The sequence below is a fragment of the Bradyrhizobium sp. CB82 genome (assembly GCF_029714405.1).
Lineage (GTDB): Bacteria > Pseudomonadota > Alphaproteobacteria > Rhizobiales > Xanthobacteraceae > Bradyrhizobium.
Genome location: NZ_CP121650.1, coordinates 1,042,267 through 1,061,602, shown reverse-complemented (window position 1 = coordinate 1,061,602; position 19,336 = coordinate 1,042,267). Strand labels below are relative to the sequence as shown.

The following is a 19,336-nucleotide window of genomic DNA, read 5'->3' as shown; positions in this document are numbered from 1 at the left end:
GGATACAGAGAAGCCGCGGCGTACTTGATGCCCCGCCGCTGCGGGGCACGCCCCACCGTATTTTACGGCTTCACGGGAGACGGCGGCCCGTACGCTTCGCCCGTCGTCTTAGCCGCCTTCTCCCGATCTCCCGCCAGCACGCGCTGCACGGAGACGAAGAACACAGGCACCATCAAGAGCGCGAGGATGACGACGGCGATCATGCCGCCCATCACGACGGTGCCGAGCGACTGCTGGCTGGCGCCGCCGGCGCCGCGGGCAATCGCCATCGGCAGCACGCCGCAGATGAAGGCAAGGCCGGTCATCAGGATCGGGCGGAAGCGCAGGCGGCAGGCCTCGATGGTGGCTTCCACCAGCGGCTTGCCCTCTTTCCGCAAGTCCTTGGCGAACTCGATGATCAGGATCGCGTCCTTGGCGGCGAGGCCAATGATGGTGATGAGGCCGACGGTGAAATAGACGTCGTTCGGCAGTCCCCGCAGCATCGCCGCGATCACAGCGCCGGTGACGCCGAGCGGCACGGTGAGCAGCACCGCGAGCGGAATGGTCCAGCTCTCGTAGAGCGCGGCCAGACACAGGAACACCACGAATACCGACAGCGCCAGCAGGAACGGTGCCTGCGAGCCCGACAGTTTTTCCTGGAGCGACTGCCCGGTCCATTCGTAGCCGAAACCGCGCGGCAGCTTGCCGGCGAGCCGCTCCATCTCGGCGATCGCATCGCCCGAGGTGAAGCCGGGCTTCGCCTCACCCGAGATGCGCACTGCCGGATAGTAGTTGAAGCCCGCGATCTGCGTCGGCCCACGCGACCATTCGACCGTCGCGAAGGAGGAGAACGGCACGAGCTGGCCGCGGCTGTTCTTGACGTTGTAGTTGAGGATGTCCTCGGTCTTCATGCGATCGCGCGCGTCGGCCTGCACCACGACGCGCTGCATGCGGCCGCGGTTCGGGAAGTCGTTGATGTAGTTCGAGCCGAGATTGGTCGAGATGGTGTTGTTGATGTCCTCGAAGGTGACGCCGAAGGCGCCGGCCTTCTCGCGGTCGATCACGAGATTGACCACGCCCGCCTCGGGCAGGCCCTCGATATAGACCTTTTGCAGCACCGGGCTCGCATTGGCCTCCGCGATCAGCTGGCCGGCGGCGCGCATCAGGGCTGCATAGCCCTTCTGACCGCGGTCCTGGAGGCGGAACGAGAAGCCCGAGGAGTTGCCGAGATTGTCGATCGGCGGCGGCTGCAGCGCCGAGATCTTTGCGTCGCGGATCGACGACAAATCGCGGTTGATGTCGGAGACGATCGCGGCAGCGGAGTCCTTCGGCCCGCGCTCCGACCAGTCCTTCAGCGTGATGAAGGCCTGCGCGGTGTTCATGCCCTGGCCGGAGAAGCTGAAGCCGGTGAGGAAGGTGACGTCCTTCACGCCGGGACGTTCGGCGAGATATTTTTCAACCTTCTCGATCACCGCCTCGGTGCGGGCATAGGACGAATCCGACGGCGCCTGCACGTCGGTGGTGACAAAGCCCTGGTCGTCGACCGGCAGGAAGCCGCCGGGCAGGTTGACGAAGGCCCAGGACAACCCGACCAGCAGCGCGGCATAGACCAGCATCAGCCGTCCCGTGCGCTTGAGCGAGAAGCCGACGGTGCGGGAATAGCCCTCCTTGCCGCCTTCGAGCATGCTGTTGAACCAGCCGAACAGGCCCTTCTTCGCATGGCCGTGGCCGGCCACGACAGGCTTGAGCAGCGTGGCACACAGCGCCGGCGTCAGCGACAGCGCAAGGAAGGCGGAGAAGCCGATGGCGGCGACCATGGTGACGGAGAACTGGCGGTAGATGATGCCGACCGAGCCCGGGAAGAACGCCATCGGCACGAACACCGCCATCAGCACCAGCGTGATGCCGATGATGGCGCCTGATATCTGCGACATCGCCTTGCGCGTCGCCTCCTTCGGCGGCAGGCCCTCTTCGGCCATGATACGCTCGACGTTCTCGACCACGACGATGGCGTCGTCGACGAGGATGCCGACCGCCAGCACCATGCCGAACATCGAGAGCATGTTGATGGAGTAGCCGGCAAGCAGCAAGGTGGTGCAGGCGCCCAGGAGCGCCACAGGCACCACGATGGTCGGAATGATGGTGTAGCGGATGTTCTGCAGGAATAGGAACATCACCACGAACACCAGCACCACGGCCTCGACCAGCGTCGACAGCACCTTCTTGATCGAGGCCTCGACGACGGGCGTGATGTTGTAGGGAATCTCGTAAGAGATGTTGGCCGGGAAGAAGCGCGACAGCTCCTTCATCTTGGCTTCGACCGCGCTGGCGGTCGCGAGCGCATTGCCGGTCGGCGACAGCAGCACCGAGAGGCCCGCAGTCGCCTTGCCGTTCAGGCGGGTGTTGAACTGGTAGCTGAGACCGCCGACCTCCACCCGCGCGACGTCGCGCAGGCGGACGGTCGAGCCGTCGGGATTGGCGCGCAGGATGATGGCGCCGAATTCGTCCGGCGAAGACAGCTGGCCCTTGACCAGCACCAGCGCGGAGATGCGCTGGTCCGCCGTCGACGGCTCGGCGCCGATGCTGCCTGAGGCCACCTGCGCGTTCTGCGCGCTGATCGCCTTGTTGACGTCATCCGCCGTCAGCCCATAGCCGACGAGTTTTGCCGGATCGACCCAGACGCGCAAGCTCCGCTCGGTCGAATAGAGCGTGGCGCGTCCGACGCCGGGAATGCGGCGGATCTCGCCGAGCACGTTGCGGATCATGAAGTCGCCGAGACCGACCTCATCGAGGCTGCCGTCGGTCGAGTTCAGCGTGATGATCTGAAGCACCGCGCTGGAGGCTTCCTCGATCAAAATGCCCTGCTGGATCACCGCACGCGGCAGGCGCGCCTCGACGCGCTTGATGCGGTTCTGCACCTCGACCGAGGCCGCGCCCGTGTCGGTGCCCGGTACGAAGTTCGCGATGATCTCGACCTGGCCGAGCGAGTCGCTGGTCGATTCGAAGTTGAGGATGCCGGAGGCGCCGTTGAGTTCCTCCTCGATCAGCCGGGTGACGCTGTTATAGAGGTTTTCCGGCGAGGCGCCGGGATAGCTGGTCGAGATCGAGATCGAGGGCGGCGCGATGATCGGATACTGCGCGACCGGCAACAGGGGAATCGAGATCGCGCCGATCAAGCAGATGAACAGCGCGACCACCCAGGCGAAGATCGGCCTGTCGATGAAGAAGCTCGGCATTTGCCGCTTTACCCTCGTTGTTTCACTCGTCCCTCATGGTGAGGAGCGCGCCAGCGGGCTCCTCAGGATGAGGGACAAAGAGCCTTGCGACGCGTTAGCGTTACCGCGTGACTCGCTGAGCGTGCTGGGCATCCGCCGTCGCATCGGCCTCGGCCCAGGACTGCGGCTTGACCTTGTCGCCGGCCGCGAATTTCTGGAAGCCTTCGACCACGACCTTGTCGCCGGCCTTCAATCCGTCGGTGACGAACCAGATGCCGTCCTGCACCGAGCCGGTGCGCACCGGCTGCACCGCGATGCGGTTGTCGTCCTTGACGACGAACACCTCGCTGCCGCCGCCGCCATTGCGCTGGATCGCCTGCTGCGGCACGGCGATCGCATCGGAATCGATGCCCTGGTCGATGCGGACGCGGACATACATGCCGGGCAGCAATTCGCGCTTGGGATTGCGGAACTCGCCGCGCAGCGTCACCTGACCGGTATGGGCATCGACCTTGGCGTCGGAGAACAAGAGCTTGCCGTCGAGCGAGTAGGTCGTGTTGTCGTCGAGCACGAGGCGGACCTTGGCGGCATCGGCCGCGATGCGGTCGAGATCGCCGTTCTCGAAGGCGCGGCGAAGCTGGCTCAGCTCGGTCACCGACTGGGTGAAGTCGGCGTAGATCGGATCGAGCTGCTGCACGGTGGCGAGGTTGGTCTCGTTCTGCACCACGAGCGCACCTTCGCTCACGATGGCGGCACCGACGACGCCGTCGATCGGCGCGCGCACGGTGGCATAATCGAGGTTCAGCCTGGCGCGCGCGAGCTCCGCCTTGCGACCCTCGGCCTGGGCCTGGGCCTGGCGCTCGGCGGCGATCGTCTTCTCGTTCTCGGCTTCGGGCGCGGCACGCTGGCTGGTCAGCGTGGCGATGCGGCGCGCCTGCTGCTGCGCCTGCATCAGCGCGGCCTCGGCCTTGGCGAGCCCTGCCTCGCTCGCCATCACCTCGACCTCGAACGGGCGCGGATCGATGCGATAGAGCGCTTCTCCCGCCTTCACGTCGCTGCCCTGGCGGAACATGCGCTCGATGACGATGCCGGAGACGCGCGGCCGCACTTCGGCGACGCGCGTCGGCGCGATGCGGCCGGGCAGCTCGCGCACCACCGCGCGCGGCTGCGGCTTGACGACGACGACGCTGACATCGGGTTCGGAAGGCTGGGCGGCGGACACCGCGGAGCTGGATTCATCGCAAGCACCCAGCAGCGGCGCAAAGGCCGCGAGCATCATTGCAACGCATGCCGATCGCGCTCGAAGTCCTGACATGAAGTGGGGTGCCCCGATGTTGTCTAAATTAACATGCCGCGTCGATTGCCCTGTGCGGGCGAAACCAGCGCAGCTTGCGGCTCAAAATAGAATGGATGTGCTGCGACGCAACGCGTCACGCGGGCGGCTCAATGTCACACGACCTATCGTACTGAGTTGGCGGTTGTTTTCAGGACTCACCGGATTGTGAGTCCGTCACCGTCGCCACAACTGCGACAGAACATCGCAGCGTCAAGCCACGGCATGTGCTCCTGAGAGCGACATGATGACGGGCTTCCGTAGGCTAAGCGGAATCACCGCTCGCAACCCAACTCGGACTCCGCCGAACCATTCGCGCTAATTCACGCGGTGTTCCTTGTCCGGCTGTTCCCCGACAGAAGTCGCGGTTTCCTCCACTCCCCTTTCGAAATTGCCGGTAAACCTCTCGATACTGTCGGCCCACATCCTGAGCATTGAGACCTGAAAGTGCATAATTGGCTTCAGGGCATTCATGCCGATTCCTGTCGCTACGGCGATGCGCTTTTGTGCGTCGCTCGCCAAACGGCTTGCGTTGGAGGTTTTGTCAGACATGCTGTTCGCTCCTTCTGCCCTGCTACGGTCCAAAGCTAAGTGCCGGCTTTTGCACTGCGTGATTCCAAACACTCGGCCAGAGTTTGATCTGCCGCGAGCCTGGCACTTCGGTCGTCGTGCAATTCGTCCAGTTGTTTCAAGTAGGCGACTGCCGCTATCTGCAAGAGATCGAAATCATAGTCGCCGGTATCGCTAAGATTGGCGACGTAGCGATAGAGGGCGGAACGCGTGCTGTCGTTCTCGCTGATACCGCTGTGGAGCAGCAAGTAGTTCCGCCAAGCGAACGCACACGCGCCGTCTATTGCCTGAGAAGTCATAACCACCTCCCAAAAGCCAGAGAAAGTCTGACGAGCCGTTTCGTTCCGCGAATTTCTCAGGTGTAATGGTGTTCCGTAGCTGCGCCGCAAGGTGTTTTCGCGCCGGCGGTGCGGTTTCCGCACGCGGTGCTTCGGGCAAGCGCACTTGCAGCGCGTGGTTGAGAGTGCCGCTCAATAGGTGAATGACATCGCGTGTTCGATCCTGTCATCGTGATAAGCGGCGCACAAATTGGAGCAAGCAGCGCGCGCGCCTTTAGTCCTGAACCGGTGTCGTGCTGATCCGCCGGCAGGGAAGGCACCGGTAGACCTGCACGGCCCTGCGATCTGAAATCGAGGGCAGTTCTCCGAGGAGCGTCATTTCGCGCTCGCACTTCTCGCACAGCGGGTTTCGCTGAAAGTTTCTGTTGGCTCGCATTGCAATCGGAGCGCTTACCCGATCTGTGAAGAGCCGGACAGTTGGGAAATTTACGGGGGGCGCCATCGTGTGTGCTCGAACATCTCCACCGAGACGATGCGGTCGAACCGGCGGTCGGGCGCGAACACGTTCATATCCGTAGTGACGACGCGAAGATTCCCTAGGCCGCGCAGCCGCGCCTGCTTCCCGATATGGTCCCGCTGCGAATGCGAGTTCGACACCGCCATCACCTCGGCATGCGGGAACTGCCGCGCCATCCACAGCGACAGCGAACCCCCGCCGCAGCCGAGTTCGGGGATCGACTGGCCATCTGCGAGGTCAGCATGCGCGACGGTCTGGCGCAGGGCTTCCTCTTCCGCCTCCTGCAACGTGGTCGCAGCCGTCTTGTAGAAGCAGGAGGAATACTCCTTCGCAAGCGCGGTATAGCTTTACTGCGTCATAAACGCTCTCACTCCTCATCCTGAGCAGCTTGCGAAGCAAGCGTCTCGAAGGATGGGGGCCACAGGCGGGGCCTCATGGTTCGAGACGCGCTTCGCGCTCCTCACCATGAGGGTTAGTGACACAGTAAGGATAGCGCGGATCGTCGGAGGTGGCTTTGGTGCGGATTGCGATATGCGTGCCGAGCCGGGACTGACCACAGTGCCGCCAGGCCCGCGACCAGCCATTGCCGTGCGTTGGGCGCATTGCCGGAGGACCGTCCAGAGCGCGCTGCCGGCGCCGACCCGCCCGACGGAAAACGTCCAGATGGCGTCGACCCAGCCGGAATTACCGGTCCGCTCGCGCACTACCCAGGCGAGCGCCATCGGAATCGCAAGCAACAGCGCGATGACGGCGAGTGCCCCCGAGATAGGTCGAAAAATCCGACTTGAGCCTGTGAAACGCCGAAGTTTTGCAAAATACGTAAGCTTCAAAGCCTGGGTTCAGCTTTGAGTTCCCTGCCCCGCCCCGAAATCGACCCCTCCCAGCTTTTTTTGCGCTCGCGCTGTGCCATAGTGCGGGCCGCTCAGGCTTTCGTAACGGATGACATCGGCTATGCGCACGCCGTCAGGCACCTCGCCTCACATGGAAATCGAACTCAACAAACTGTCGTCGCCCAGCGTGTTTCTCGTGCGGATGCTGGTCTTCCTGGTGCTCTGCACTCTGATCTCCGTGGTGCTCTACAAGCAGATAACGAATGCCTTTTTCTTCAATCCGGGCCTCAACGCGCTGATCGGGGCCGTCCTTCTCATCGGCATCATCCTCTCCTTCCGGCAGGTCATCCGGCTCTACCCCGAAGTGAGATGGGTCAACGGCTTCCGGATTGCCGATCCCGGGCTGGTGCCGAGCGGCCACCCGCGTCTGCTGGCGCCGATGGCGGCGATCCTCGGCGGCGATCGGACCGGACGCATGACGATCACGCAGCAGACCATGCGCCATCTGCTGGATTCGATCGCGACCCGCCTCGACGAAGCCCGGGATATCTCCCGCTATCTGACGGGGCTGCTTGTCTTCCTCGGGCTGCTTGGCACCTTCTGGGGCCTGATCGAGACGGTCGGCTCGGTTGGCGCGATCATTGGCGGCCTGAAGGTCGGCGGCGACGCCGGCGCTCTGTTCGACACCCTGAAGGAAGGCCTCGCCGCACCGCTGGGCGGCATGGGCATCTCGTTCTCGAGCTCCCTGTTCGGCCTCGCCGGCTCGCTGATCCTCGGCTTCCTCGACCTGCAATCGAGCCAGGCCCAAAATCGTTTCTACACCGATCTCGAGGACTGGCTGGCCACCACCGTCCGCGAATATGGCAGCGGCGAGGTGGCGGCGGTCGCCGGTGGCGGCGGTGTCGCCTCCGGCGAACTCCAGGCTGCGGTCGAGCGGCTGCGCTCGGTGCTCGAGGAAGGCAGCGCCAGCCGCGGCACGACCGCGGCGATGGCGAGCCTTGCCGAGGCCATCCAGGCGCTGGTCTCGCATATGCGCACCGAGCAGCAGATGATCCGCGAATGGGCCGACGGCCAGGGCGAGCAGAACCGAGAGATCCGCCGCCTGCTCGAACGCCTCGCGCGCCAGCCGGAGAAGAGTTGAGGATTCATGCCCCGGACGCGGTGCAGCGCGAAGCGGTGCACTGCAGAGCCGGGGCCCATTCGACGGATAACTCTGGGTCCCGGCTCTGCGGAGCAGCGCCAAGGCGCTGCACCGCGTCCGGGACACGAAAGAAACGGAGACTTAAATGCCTCTTGCCCGCGCCCGCCGTAGCGAAGGCCCCTTCAACTACTGGCCCGGATTCGTCGACGCGCTGTCGACGCTGGTGCTGTCGATCGTGTTCCTGCTCTCGGTGTTCCTGGTCGTGCAGTTCTTCCTGTCGCAGGAGGTCACCGGCAAGGACAAAGCGCTGGAGCAGCTCAACGCCAAGATCGCGCAGCTCAACGAGCTATTGTCGCTGGAAAAGCTCGGCAAGCTCAACCTTGACGACCAGGTCTCGCAATTGAAGGCCGGGCTGGCCTCGGCCGAGACCGAGCGCGATCGCCTGAAGGGCCTCTATGAAGGGCTCGCGAACGCCGGCAACGACGCCCAGGGCAAGACGACCGAGCTCAGCAAGGCGCTGGACTCCGAGAAGCAGGTGTCCGCGCGAGCGCTGGCCCAGATCGAGGTCTTGAACCAGCAGATCAGCGCTCTGCGGCGCCAGCTGGCGGCGCTCGAGGAAGCGCTCGACGCCTCCGAGAAGCGCGACAAGGAATCGCAGACGCGGATTGCCGATCTGGGTTCTCGCTTGAATGTTGCTTTGGCCCAGCGCGTGCAGGAATTGTCGCGCTACCGCTCGGAATTCTTCGGCCGCCTGCGCGCCATCCTCGGCAACCGTCCCGACATCCGCGTCGTCGGCGACCGCTTCGTGTTCCAGTCCGAGGTGTTCTTCGACACCGGCCAGGCGACCCTGCTGCCAGAGGGCCGCGCCGAACTCGACACGGTCGCGAGCGCGCTGATCGAGCTCAACAACAAGATCCCGAACGAGATCGCCTGGGTGCTGCGCGTCGACGGCCACACCGACGTGCGGCCGGTCAGCGGCGCCAATTTCAAGTCCAACTGGGAATTGTCCTCGGCCCGCGCCATCTCGGTGGTGCAATATCTGATCTCGCTCGGCGTGCCCGCCGAGCGCCTGGTCGCGGCCGGCTTCGCCGAATTCCAGCCGCTCGATACCGGCAACACCGAAGAAGCGTTCAAGCGCAACCGCCGCATCGAGCTGAAGCTGACGGAGCGATAGTGAGCTTCCACCTTCGCCCCTATCGCGCCGAGGACGAAGCGGCGGCGATCGAGCTGTGGCATCGCACCTGGCAGCAGGCCTATCCGCAGATCGACTTCGCGGCGCGGCTGGCGTGGTGGCGCGAGCGCTGGCGCAAGGATCTCGTGCCAAAGGCGGCGATCGTCGTCATCGAGCAGGTTGACGGCGCGCTGATCGGCTTCGTCACGATCGACGGCGAAGGCTATCTCGACCAGCTCGTGGTCGATCCCGGACAATGGGGCTCTGATGCCGCGCGCCTCCTGGTCAATGAGGCCAAGCGTCTCTCGCCCACTGGCGTGACACTGCTCGTCAACAAGGACAACGCCCGCGCCATCCGCTTCTACGAGCGCAACGGCTTTGCCCATGCCGGCGACGACGTGAACCCGACCTCGGGCCGGCCGGTGCTGCGAATGGCGTGGAAGCCCTAGACGCGTCGGTCCACTCCATACTCCGTCATTGCGAGGAGCGAAGCGACGAAGCAATCCAGACGACCGCCGCACAGACAGCCTGGATGATTGCTTCGCTACGCTCGCAATGACAGCAACTTCAAACACTTGCGCCTCGCCACCGGCGACAGCCGTTCTCCTTTGCATGGGGTTGTTTTCGATATTTTGGTTCGAGGCGGGTGGAAACCCTCACGCCCCCTCGAACTGCAGCCTTGCCAGCCTGGCATAAAGCCCGTTTGCCGCGACCAGCTCGGCATGCGTGCCCTGCTCGACGATCCGGCCCTGGTCCATCACCAGGATGCGGTCGCACGACAGCACTGTTGCGAGGCGATGGGCGATCACGATCGTGGTGCGATGGCTCATCAGCTCCTCCAGCGCGGTCTGCACCAGCGTCTCGCTTTCGGCATCGAGCGACGACGTTGCTTCATCAAGCAGCAGCAGCGGTGCATCGCGCAGGATGGCGCGCGCGATCGCGATACGCTGGCGCTGGCCGCCGGACAGCGTCACGCCGCGCTCGCCGAGCGGGGTCTCGAATCCCTCCGGCAGACGGCGAATGAACTCGGCGGCATGCGCAAGCTCGGCGGCGCGCTCGACCTCGGCGTCGGTCGCATCGGGCCGGCCGAAGCGGATGTTCTCGCGGGCGGTGGCGGCGAACACCACCGATTCCTGCGGCACCAGCGCGATGCGCGCGCGCAGCTCGCGCGGATCGGCCGATTTGACCGGCACGCCGTCGAGCGCGATGGCGCCGGAACGCGGATCGTAGAACCGCAGCAGCAGATGAAACAGCGTGCTCTTGCCAGCGCCGGAGGGACCGACGATCGCGACCTTCTCGCCGGGGCGCACGCTGAGCGAAACACTGTCGAGCACCTTGACGTCAGGCCGCGCCGGATAGGCGAAGCTCACCTTGTCAAAGCCGACCTCGCCACGCGCCGGCGATGGCAGCGCGCGCGGCATCGCAGGTGCCGTGATCTCCGGCTGCATGTGCAGGATCTCGAACAGGCGCTCGGCGGCACCTGATGCTGCGGCGACCTCGCCCCAGACCTCGCTGAGCTGGCCGAGGCCTGCTGCCGCAAACGCGGTGTAGAGCACGAACTGGCCGAGACGACCAGGCGAGATGGAGCCGATCAGGACGTCATGCGAGCCGATCCAGAGGATCGCGACCACGCTCGTGAACACGATGAAGATGATGATGGCGGTGAGCACTGCGCGCGCCTGTGTCGAGGTGCGCGCCGCCTCATAGGCCTGCTCGACCTCGCCGCCGAAGCGCTTTCCGGCGAGCTGCTCGCTGGTATAGGCCTGCACGGTACGGATGGCGCCGACCAGCTCGGAGGCGTAGGCCGAGGCGTCCGCAAGCGTATCCTGCGCATTGCGCGACAGCCGCCGCACCCAGCGCCCGAAGGCGACCAGCGGCAGCACGATCAGGGGAATGGCGAGCAGCACGAAACCGGAGAGCCGCGGGCTCGTGATCACCATCATCGCGACCGCGCCCAAGAACATCATCATGTTGCGCAGCGCAATCGACACGGAGGCGCCGACCGCGGATTTGATCTGGGTGGTGTCGGCAGTAAGCCGCGAGACCAGCTCGCCGCTGCGCGCGTTGTCGAAGAAGGTCGGCGAGAGCGACAGCAGATGGCCGAACACGTCGCGGCGAAGATCGGCGACGATGCGCTCGCCGATCGTCATCACGAGGTAGTAGCGCGCGGCGCTTGCCAGCGCGAGCACCGCGACGACTGCAATCATCACGGCAAAGTAGCTGTTGATCAGCGCGATGCCTTCCGGCGTGAAGCCGAAATCGATCATCCGCCGCACCGCGACCGGAACCAAGAGCGTGGTCAGCGCGGCAATCGTCAGCGCGACGAAGGCAAGCGCCGCACGCCCGCGATAGCGGCTCACATAGGGCGCGAGCGCCATCAGCGGCCGCAGCTTTGCCCGGCTTTTGGCCGGCTGTTGGATCAGCTCGGCCTCGATCGATGGGGTGTCCGCGGCATTCATCTCGGGCTGATCGACGTATCGGTCATCAAGCCGTTCCACTGCGCTCATGAGATCCGACCCATTGGATTCCTCCGCTCCCAATAGGCCGGGGCAAGGGGAGTGGCAAATCCGGGATGTCCCTTAGGGGCAAGCCCGGTTCGCTAGTCCCCGCAATGGCTTGTTTTGCGAGGGTTCGTGGGGTATAGAGCCGCCCAAATCCGTCATTCGCTAGCCACTCAATGAGGCGCCGGGGCGCCGAGGAATTGCCATGAAAGCCGAGATTCACCCGAATTATCATACGATTACTGTCGTGATGACCGACGGTACGGAGTACCAGACCCGCTCCACCTGGGGCAAGGAAGGCGACAAGCTCCAGCTCGACATCGACCCGAAGTCGCATCCGGCCTGGACCGGCGGCTCTGCCCAGATCATGGACCGTGGCGGCCGCGTCTCCCGGTTCCAGAAGAAGTTCTCGGGCTTCCTCAAGAAGGATTGATCCGGCCGATCAGGCCACGGCGAAAAACGCCCCTGGGACACCAGGGGCGTTTTTGTTTGTGCCGTCATTCCACATTGCGCAATGGGCGTCCCTACAGCACCCGAGCGTCTACCCCTCGAACGCGGCCTTGAGCGCGTTGAGCTGGGGCACCAGGGGATTGCCGATCGGCATGCGGTCCGCAGGCGGGGTGTGGATGCTGGTGTCGAGGCGGCGCACGCGCGTTTGCAGGCTCATCGAGCGGGCGATCAGGTGCTGTAATTGCTGCGGCAGCTTCTCGATCGTGTCGGCGGGGCCGGGATCGGCCGCGGTCAGCTTGACCTTGGTCTTTTCGCGGTTGGCCTGGACCAGCGTCATCTCACCTTCCTTCACCGCGCGGTGCAGCAGCAGCCAGGATGCGAGCTGCATCAGGCGGGTGGTGAGGCGCATGCTTTCGGTTGCGTAGGTCAGGCTGACGGCGCGGTCGAGCGCCTTGGCCTCGGTACGCCCGGCGCCGTCCAGATAGGCGGCGGTCTGCTCGACCAGGTCCATGCCCTCGCGGAACAAGGCGCTGAACGCCGCCGAATTGGTGAACCGTTCGCTGAGTTGAACGAGAGCGCCGTCGGCTTGCAAACGTTCCATGGTTAACGCCCCCTTACGCAACTGTTTACCATCCGGCTTGGGTCGCCGGATTATGATGAACAAATCATTGCGCGAGGGCGGCGCAGAGTCCAGCAGCAACCGCGTTTATGGTTTCCGCGCCTCATTGCACCAAGGCGGGACACGCAATTGCAGAACAAGCGCAAAAAAAGAGCCGCCGGAGACCGGCGGCTTTGAAAGTTGATAACAGGGAGGCGTCAAACAGAGTGGACAGGAGCCACTCGGTGTCCAAACGAGGACGGTTCCAGTCATAAACCCGAAAGCTTAATCGACCGTAAACGAACGATTTTTTTGAGAGTTCGTTAGCCATGTCGGCCATTGGCCGAGCGGGAACTATCGTGCCACGGATCAGCAGTGCGGTGCGAAGTGCCGCACTGTTGAGCCGTGGCGACGTCTGCGAACGCTCGTATCTGGATGAGCATGGGTCCCGGCGCAGCGTTGCACGCGCTACCCGCGTCCGGGCAGGAGAGCGCTACGACTTGAAAATGCTGTTCGCGGCGTCGCGCGAGGCGCGCTTCTTGGTTGCCGCTTCGTCGAGCCTTGCGATCTCGGACTTCAGCAGTGCGATGCGTTCGGTCAATTCCTCGACCGATAACAGTGAGAGGTCCTGTCCGATCTCGTGGGTGACCTTCTTGCGCGGCCGGTCATCATCGTCCATCGCCATCATCGCTCCTCCATCACAACCGAAGCTGAAGCGGTTGCCAGCGGTTGCCCTGCTGGCTAATCAATTGCCTCGTTCATCCTGCACCCTCAAGGCCAAGGACAAATCATGGAAAAGCTACCTGCGCAAATGACCGTGGTCGCCATCTCCAAGCCCGGCGGTCCCGAGGTGCTGGTGCCGGAGCAACGCGCGCTGCCGCAAGTAGGGCCCGACGAGATCCTGATCAAGGTCATGGCCGCCGGCGTGAACCGGCCCGACGTGGCGCAGCGCTCGGGCTCTTATCCGCCGCCGCCCGGCGCCAGCGACCTGCCGGGACTTGAGGTCGCGGGCGAAGTGGTCGCAGTCGGCAGCAACGCCAAGCGGCACAAGATCGGCGACAAGGTGATGTCGCTCGTGGCCGGCGGCGGCTACGCGCAATATTGTATCGCGCAGGATGCGCAGGCGATGAGCGTGCCGCCGGCGCTGTCGATCAAGGAAGCAGGCGCCCTGCCAGAAACCCTGATGACGGTCTGGCACAATGTGTTCGAGCGCGGCGGCCTGAAAGCCGGCGAGACGCTGCTGATCCATGGCGGCTCCTCCGGCATCGGCACCATGGCGATCCAGCTTGCAAAAGCGTTCGGCGCCAAGGTGATTGTCACCGTCGGCTCGCAGGACAAGATCGATGCCTGCCTCAAATTAGGGGCCGACCGCGCGATCAACTACAAGACCGAAGACTTCGTCGCCGTGGTCAAGGCGGAGACCGGCAATGCCGGCGCCAACCTGATCCTCGACATGGTCGCCGGCGACTATGTCGACCGCAACTATGATGCCGCCGCGGTCGACGGCCGCATCGTGCAGATCGCAACGCTCAACGGCCCCAAAGTCAACGTCAACATCGCCAAGGTGATGGTGAAGCGCCTCACCCATACGGGCTCGACGCTGCGCCCCCGTAGTAATGCGGACAAGGCGGCGATGGTGGCCGCGATCGAGGCCAAGGTGATGCCGCTCTTGCGCGAAGGTCGCATCAAACCGCTGATGGACAGCACTTTCCCGCTGGAAAACGCGGCGGAGGCGCACCGGCGGATGGAAACCTCCGCACATATTGGCAAAATTGTGTTGGAGGTCTAGCGCGCAAGCTCCGCAAGCGAGGCGGAAACCCTTTGATTTTCCTCGCTTTCGTGGCATCTATCGCGACGCGCCGAACCATCTCGTTCCGTTCGGAAATGCGCTTAACACTGAAGAGTTTGCGTCGAACGCGGAGAACTGACCTTGCGTCTGATCAGGTGCCTCGCGCCCATAGCGCTGGGCCTCATGATTCTTGTCGCCGCGTCGCCTGCACGCGCGCTTGACGCCGTCAGCGTCCGCAGCGACGCGCCCGCGATCGACCTCACCGCAGTCCTTGAGCACCAGCGCAGCGACGCTGACCGCATCCAGGTGTCCACCGCGCCCGGCACCGACGGCATCGTTCGCCGCATCGAGGTGCGTGCACGTGAGGGTGGCCAGAACTGGGTGGTGTTCGCGCTCGCCAACAACACCGACGACCAGCTCGACCGCCTGATCGTCGCGCCGCATTACCGTATCGTCTCGTCCGGCCTGTTGTGGCCCGACCTCGGGCTGTCGCGCATCGCGACCATCACGCCGTCGGTCGGCGACCGGCCCGAGCGCCAGGAGAGCGCGACCGCGGACGTGTTCCGCATCACGCTCGACCCCGGCTCCGTCGTCACCTTCGTCGCGGAGCTGCGCACCGACAAGCTGCCGCAGCTCTATCTGTGGGAGCCGGAGGCCTACAAGGACAAGGTCAACTCGTTCACGCTCTACCAGGGTATCGTGATCGGAATCTCGGGCCTGCTTGCGCTCGTGCTCACCATTTTGTTCGTGGTGAAGGGCAGTATCATGTTCCCGGCGGCCGCAGCGCTTGCCTGGGCGGTGCTGGTCTATATCGGCGTCGATTTCGGCTTCTGGGGCAAGGTGCTCGACATGTCGAACAACGCCGAGCGCATCTGGCGCGCGGCGGGCGAAGCGATCCTGGCCGCGACGCTGCTGGTGTTCCTGTTCGCCTATCTCAACCTCAGCCGCTGGCACGTGCGCTATTCGCACATCACGGTGGGTTGGCTTGCCTTCCTGGGCTCGCTCGTTGCGCTCGCGCTGTTCGATCCGGCCGTCGCCTCCGGCATCGCGCGCATGTCGCTGGTGCTGATCGCCTTCGCCGGCTTTGCGTTGATCGTCTATCTCTCGACCCACGGCTTCGACCGCGCCGTGTTGCTGATCCCGACCTGGTTCCTGCTCGTGATCTGGGTGGTCGCGGCCGGCATGACGATCGCGGGCTCCGTGACCAACGACATCGTCGGACCCGCGCTGCTCGGTGGTCTCGTGCTGATCGTGATGCTGATCGGATTCACGGTCATGCAGCACGCCTTCGCCGGCGGCGGCGCCACCACCGGGGTCGTGTCCGACATCGAGCGGCGGGCGCTCGCGTTGGCCGGCTCCGGCGATCTGATCTGGGACTGGGACGTTTCCGCCGACAAGGTGTTCACCAGCCCGGAGACCGAAGCGCTGTTAGGGCTGAAACGCGGCACGCTGGAAGGACCGGCGGCGACCTGGCTGGAGGTGCTGCATCCGCTCGACCAGGATCGCTTCCGTGCCGCGCTGGACAGCGTGCTCGACCAGCGCCGCGGCCGCCTCGTGCAGGACTTCCGCCTGCGCACCCCAGACGGCCATTTCATGTGGTTCGCGCTGAAGGCACGGCCCGTGGTCGGTTCCGACGGCGAGGTCTCGCGCGTCGTCGGCACGCTCACCGACGTCACCGAGCTGCGCAATGCCGAAGAGCGCCTGCTGCATGATTCCGTGCATGACAATCTGACCGGCCTGCCCAACCGCAAGCTGTTCATGGACCGCCTCGGTGCCGTCGCGAATCTCGCCAAGACCGTGCCGACGCTGCGGCCGACGCTGATGGTGATCGATCTCGACCGCTTCAAGCAGGTCAACGATTCCGTCGGCATCGCGGTCGGCGATTCCATCCTGCTCACGCTCGCCCGCCGCCTCACCCGCATCCTGAAACCGCAAGATACGCTGGCGCGGCTCGCCGGTGACCAGTTCGGCCTGATCCTGCTGTCGGAGCAGGACCCGGCCCGCATCACCGCCTTCGCCGAGACCATCCGCAAGACCATCCGCGCGCCGATCGCCTTCAACGACCGCGAGATTTTCCTCACCGCCTCGATTGGCCTCGCGCTTTCCGATCCGCAAGTCCAACTGACGGACGAGATCATCAAGGACGCCGAGCTTGCGATGTATCATTCCAAGCGCATCGGCGGCGACCGCATTGATGTCTATAAGCCCGTCATGCGCGCGCGAAAAACCGACCGCCTGACACTTGAGAGCGAGCTCCGCCGCGCCATCGAGCGGCAGGAGATCACCATCCTCTACCAGCCGATCGTGCGGCTGGAAGACCGTTCGATCGCCGGCTTCGAGGCGCTGTCGCGCTGGGATCATCCCAAGCTCGGGCGGATGTCGCCGTCGGAATTCATCACGATTGCGGAAGAGACCGGCCTGATCGTCGATCTCGGCATGTTCGTGCTCGACCAGACCGCAAAACAGCTTTCGGTCTGGCAGCGCGCGATGCGCTCGCGCGAGCCGATCTTCGCATCCGTCAACGTCTCCTCGCGGCAATTGCTCCGCCACGACCTCATCCACGATATCCGCACCGTGCTGTCGCGCTCTTCGGTCGCCCGCGGCACGCTGAAGCTGGAATTGACGGAATCGCTGGTGATGGAGAATCCGGAGCACGCCGCGCAAATGCTGACGCGGATCCGCGAGCTCGGCACCGGGCTGTCGCTCGACGATTTCGGCACCGGCCATTCCTCGCTCGCCTATCTCCAGCGCTTCCCGTTCGACACCATCAAGATCGATCAGTCCTTCGTGCGCACCACGAGCCGCGGCACCCGCCCCGTGATCCTGAAATCGATCATCGCGCTCGCGCATGATCTCGGCATGGACGTGGTGGCCGAAGGTGCCGAGACCGACTCCGACGCGGTCGAGCTTTACCAGTTGGGGTGCGAATACGCCCAGGGCTTCGCCTTCGGCGAGCCGATGGACGCCGACGCCGCGATGCGGCTGCTCACCGAGGTGCGCCTGGAAGCGGCGAGCTAGTTTCGTCGCCGCTCGCTTGGCATCCGCCGGAACCGCACGCTCTTGCCGTCCGGCATCCGCGTCGCCGTGAAGCCGGCGGCGAGGCAGGCTTCGCGCTGCGGCATCTGGATGTCGGGGCTACGCAGGCTGTCCCACCATGAGGCGCGCTGCGCTGCGCGCGGCAGGGCGGCGCCGATGATCTCCTCGATCTGATCAAAGCTCAGCACGAACTCGATCTGCTTCTGCCGCATCAGGTAATCACGCAGCGCGTCGTAATCGTTCACCGCCATCCTCGACCGTTGATCCGGTTAACCCTGCCGAAAAACGCTAGTCCCGGAAACCGTTTCTTAACTGATTGCCGCGCCGGCGTCCCAGCTTAAAGACTACTCAAGATTTCAGGTGCATCCACTAGTGTCGGGAGCAAGCGATGCTGTCTGGATGGCGCGAAGGCACGGCGCGGTGGCCGTGGCGGATCTCGGCGAAGCTGCTGATCCTCTCGTCGGTCGTGACGGTGATCGGCTTTTCCGCCATTTGCGTCAACGTGATGCTGGACATGCGCCGCGGCGAGGAGGCGCTCGCCCGCCAGACCCTGGAAAACCTGGCCACGACCATCGAGGCCGACATCAGCCGCAACATCGAGATCTACGACCTGTCGCTGAAGGCGGTGGCCAGCAACATGCTGCTGCCCGAGATCGCGACGGTCAGCAAACCGATCCGGCAATTGATCCTGTTCGACCACGCGACGACCGCCAAGCATTTTGGCGCCATTCAGGTGTTCGACGCCGACGGCGAGCTGACCATCGACGCATCCACGCTCGACCCGGTCCCGGAGAACCGCGCCGACGAGGAGTATTTCAGGGTTCATCGCGACGACCCCAATGCGGGGCTGTTCATCAGCCGCCCGATGCTGTTTCGTGGCGCCTATGCCATCGTGCTGAGCCGGCGCGTCAGCGATCAGGACGGCGGCTTCATGGGCGTCGTCGCCGGCTCGATCCGCTTCAGCTATTTCCACGAGCTGTTCGAGCGGCTGAGCCTCGACCCCGAGGACACCATCACCGTGCTGAGGCGCGACCGCACTATCATGATGCGTCGGCCGTTCGATCTCGACGTGATCGGCAGGAATCTGGGCGACCCGCGGAACCGGAAGCCGGAGATTCTCAAGGAAGCCCGCTCCTACGCGGGACAGGGTCCGGTGGACGCGACGCCGCGCCTTTATGTCCGCAGCAGCAGTATCACCACCCCCCTGTACGTCGTCGCGGGCAAGCCGCTCAGTGCCGTGTTCGAGCTCTGGCAGAAGGAAGCCCTGCGCATCGGCGCCGTGGTGCTGGTGCTCGCATTGTTCTTGCTCGGCTCGACTGCCGTGTTGGCGCGCGAAATCGGCCGGCGGGCCAAGGCCGAGGACAAGCTCGAGGAGATGGCGACCACCGACGCGCTCACAGGCCTGCGTAACCGCCGCAAGTTCGATTCCGTCATCGACGTCGAATGGCGGCGCGCGATGCGGCAGAAGACGCCGGTCGCGCTGCTGATGATCGATGCCGATCATTTCAAGGCCTACAACGACACGTTCGGCCACCAGGCCGGCGACCAGGTGCTGGTCGGCATCGCCATCTGCATCTCCGATTCCGTGCGTCGCGCCGGCGATTGCGCCGCGCGCTATGGTGGCGAGGAATTTGCCGTGCTGCTGCCAGGCACCTCGGAAGCCGACGCGTTCAGGATCGCCGAGACGATCCGCTGCAAGGTGCAGGGCTGGTCCGACGACCAGGCGAGCACGACGGTGTCGTGCGGCATCGCGAGTCTCGTCCCTACGGCGGGAGTCGACTGGTCCATCCTGGTGACCGCCGCAGACAAGGCGCTCTACGCCGCCAAGGCCGGCGGTCGTAACCAGTCCGTGGTCGCGAACCTTCCGAAACTGTCGCTGGTGGCGTGAGGCCGCCACACCGCCGTCATTGCGAGCGAAGCGAAGCAAT

Annotated in this window: 15 protein-coding genes and 2 pseudogenes; 7 read left to right on the top strand and 10 right to left on the bottom strand. The window is 64.5% G+C overall.

The features are described from left to right. Positions 1-62: 62 nt before the first annotated feature. From QA640_RS05005 to QA640_RS04980, 6 genes and pseudogenes are all read right to left on the bottom strand, one after another. Entirely contained in the window at positions 63-3,215 is a 3,153-nt protein-coding gene (locus QA640_RS05005; protein WP_283039636.1) for a multidrug efflux RND transporter permease subunit, read from the bottom strand. Between the two features lie 100 nt (positions 3,216-3,315). Beyond that, positions 3,316-4,509, bottom strand: coding sequence for an efflux RND transporter periplasmic adaptor subunit (locus QA640_RS05000; protein WP_283039635.1), 1,194 nt, complete (start codon positions 4,507-4,509; stop codon positions 3,316-3,318). Positions 4,510-4,845: 336 nt separating this feature from the next. Then, positions 4,846-5,079 (bottom strand): hypothetical protein, encoded by a 234-nt coding sequence (locus QA640_RS04995; protein ID WP_283039634.1) that lies wholly within the window; start codon positions 5,077-5,079, stop codon positions 4,846-4,848. Positions 5,080-5,114: 35 nt separating this feature from the next. Continuing rightward, complete coding sequence (locus QA640_RS04990; protein ID WP_283039633.1) at positions 5,115-5,396, bottom strand: hypothetical protein; 282 nt, start codon at positions 5,394-5,396, stop codon at positions 5,115-5,117. A 486-nt stretch (positions 5,397-5,882) separates the two neighbouring features. Further along, a pseudogene (locus QA640_RS04985) lies at positions 5,883-6,221 on the bottom strand (class I SAM-dependent methyltransferase); the annotation flags it as partial. Between the two features lie 160 nt (positions 6,222-6,381). Continuing rightward, positions 6,382-6,614, bottom strand: a pseudogene (locus QA640_RS04980) (DUF1295 domain-containing protein); the annotation flags it as partial. A 229-nt stretch (positions 6,615-6,843) separates the two neighbouring features. On the opposite strand from QA640_RS04980, the gene QA640_RS04975 reads away from it, so the two are divergent. From QA640_RS04975 to QA640_RS04965, 3 genes are all read left to right on the top strand, one after another. Then, positions 6,844-7,863 carry a flagellar motor protein MotA gene (locus QA640_RS04975; RefSeq protein ID WP_283039632.1) on the top strand — a complete coding sequence of 340 codons (1,020 nt, stop codon included), beginning with the start codon at positions 6,844-6,846 and terminating at the stop codon, positions 7,861-7,863. A gap of 145 nt (positions 7,864-8,008) precedes the next feature. Continuing rightward, positions 8,009-9,037 (top strand): peptidoglycan -binding protein, encoded by a 1,029-nt coding sequence (locus tag QA640_RS04970; RefSeq protein ID WP_283039631.1) that lies wholly within the window; start codon positions 8,009-8,011, stop codon positions 9,035-9,037. Next, on the top strand, positions 9,034-9,483 hold the full coding sequence (locus tag QA640_RS04965) for a GNAT family N-acetyltransferase (protein WP_283043126.1): 450 nt from the start codon (positions 9,034-9,036) through the stop codon (positions 9,481-9,483). Before QA640_RS04970 ends, QA640_RS04965 begins: the two co-directional genes overlap by 4 nt. Before the next feature lie 207 nt (positions 9,484-9,690). Here QA640_RS04965 and QA640_RS04960 read toward each other — a convergent pair whose 3' ends face one another. Then, a complete protein-coding gene (locus QA640_RS04960) occupies positions 9,691-11,541 on the bottom strand; it encodes an ABC transporter ATP-binding protein/permease (protein ID WP_283039630.1) in 1,851 nt (616 codons plus the stop codon). A gap of 199 nt (positions 11,542-11,740) precedes the next feature. Between QA640_RS04960 and rpmE the strand changes: the two genes are divergently transcribed. Next, on the top strand, positions 11,741-11,968 hold the full coding sequence (gene rpmE, locus QA640_RS04955) for a 50S ribosomal protein L31 (protein ID WP_027521816.1): 228 nt from the start codon (positions 11,741-11,743) through the stop codon (positions 11,966-11,968). A 108-nt stretch (positions 11,969-12,076) separates the two neighbouring features. On the opposite strand, the gene QA640_RS04950 is transcribed toward rpmE, so the two are convergent. Next, on the bottom strand, positions 12,077-12,586 hold the full coding sequence (locus QA640_RS04950; protein WP_283043125.1) for a DUF1465 family protein: 510 nt from the start codon (positions 12,584-12,586) through the stop codon (positions 12,077-12,079). 490 nt (positions 12,587-13,076) lie between these two features. After that, the gene (locus tag QA640_RS04945) at positions 13,077-13,268 is read right to left on the bottom strand and encodes a DUF1192 domain-containing protein (protein WP_283043124.1); all 192 of its coding nucleotides are present in this window, start codon (positions 13,266-13,268) and stop codon (positions 13,077-13,079) included. Positions 13,269-13,373: 105 nt separating this feature from the next. Here QA640_RS04945 and QA640_RS04940 point away from each other — a divergent pair, with 105 nt between their 5' ends. Next, a complete protein-coding gene (locus QA640_RS04940; RefSeq protein ID WP_283039629.1) occupies positions 13,374-14,372 on the top strand; it encodes an NAD(P)H-quinone oxidoreductase in 999 nt (332 codons plus the stop codon). Positions 14,373-14,513: 141 nt separating this feature from the next. After that, positions 14,514-17,390: an EAL domain-containing protein gene (locus QA640_RS04935; protein ID WP_283039628.1), complete on the top strand. Its 2,877-nt coding sequence runs from the start codon at positions 14,514-14,516 to the stop codon at positions 17,388-17,390. On the opposite strand, the gene QA640_RS04930 is transcribed toward QA640_RS04935, so the two are convergent. Further along, complete coding sequence (locus QA640_RS04930; protein ID WP_283043123.1) at positions 17,387-17,653, bottom strand: hypothetical protein; 267 nt, start codon at positions 17,651-17,653, stop codon at positions 17,387-17,389. The two genes, QA640_RS04935 and QA640_RS04930, sit on opposite strands and share 4 nt — an antisense overlap. Positions 17,654-17,796: 143 nt before the next feature. Between QA640_RS04930 and QA640_RS04925 the strand changes: the two genes are divergently transcribed. Further along, on the top strand, positions 17,797-19,296 hold the full coding sequence (locus QA640_RS04925) for a diguanylate cyclase (RefSeq protein WP_283039627.1): 1,500 nt from the start codon (positions 17,797-17,799) through the stop codon (positions 19,294-19,296). The last annotated feature ends 40 nt before the right edge of the window (positions 19,297-19,336 follow it).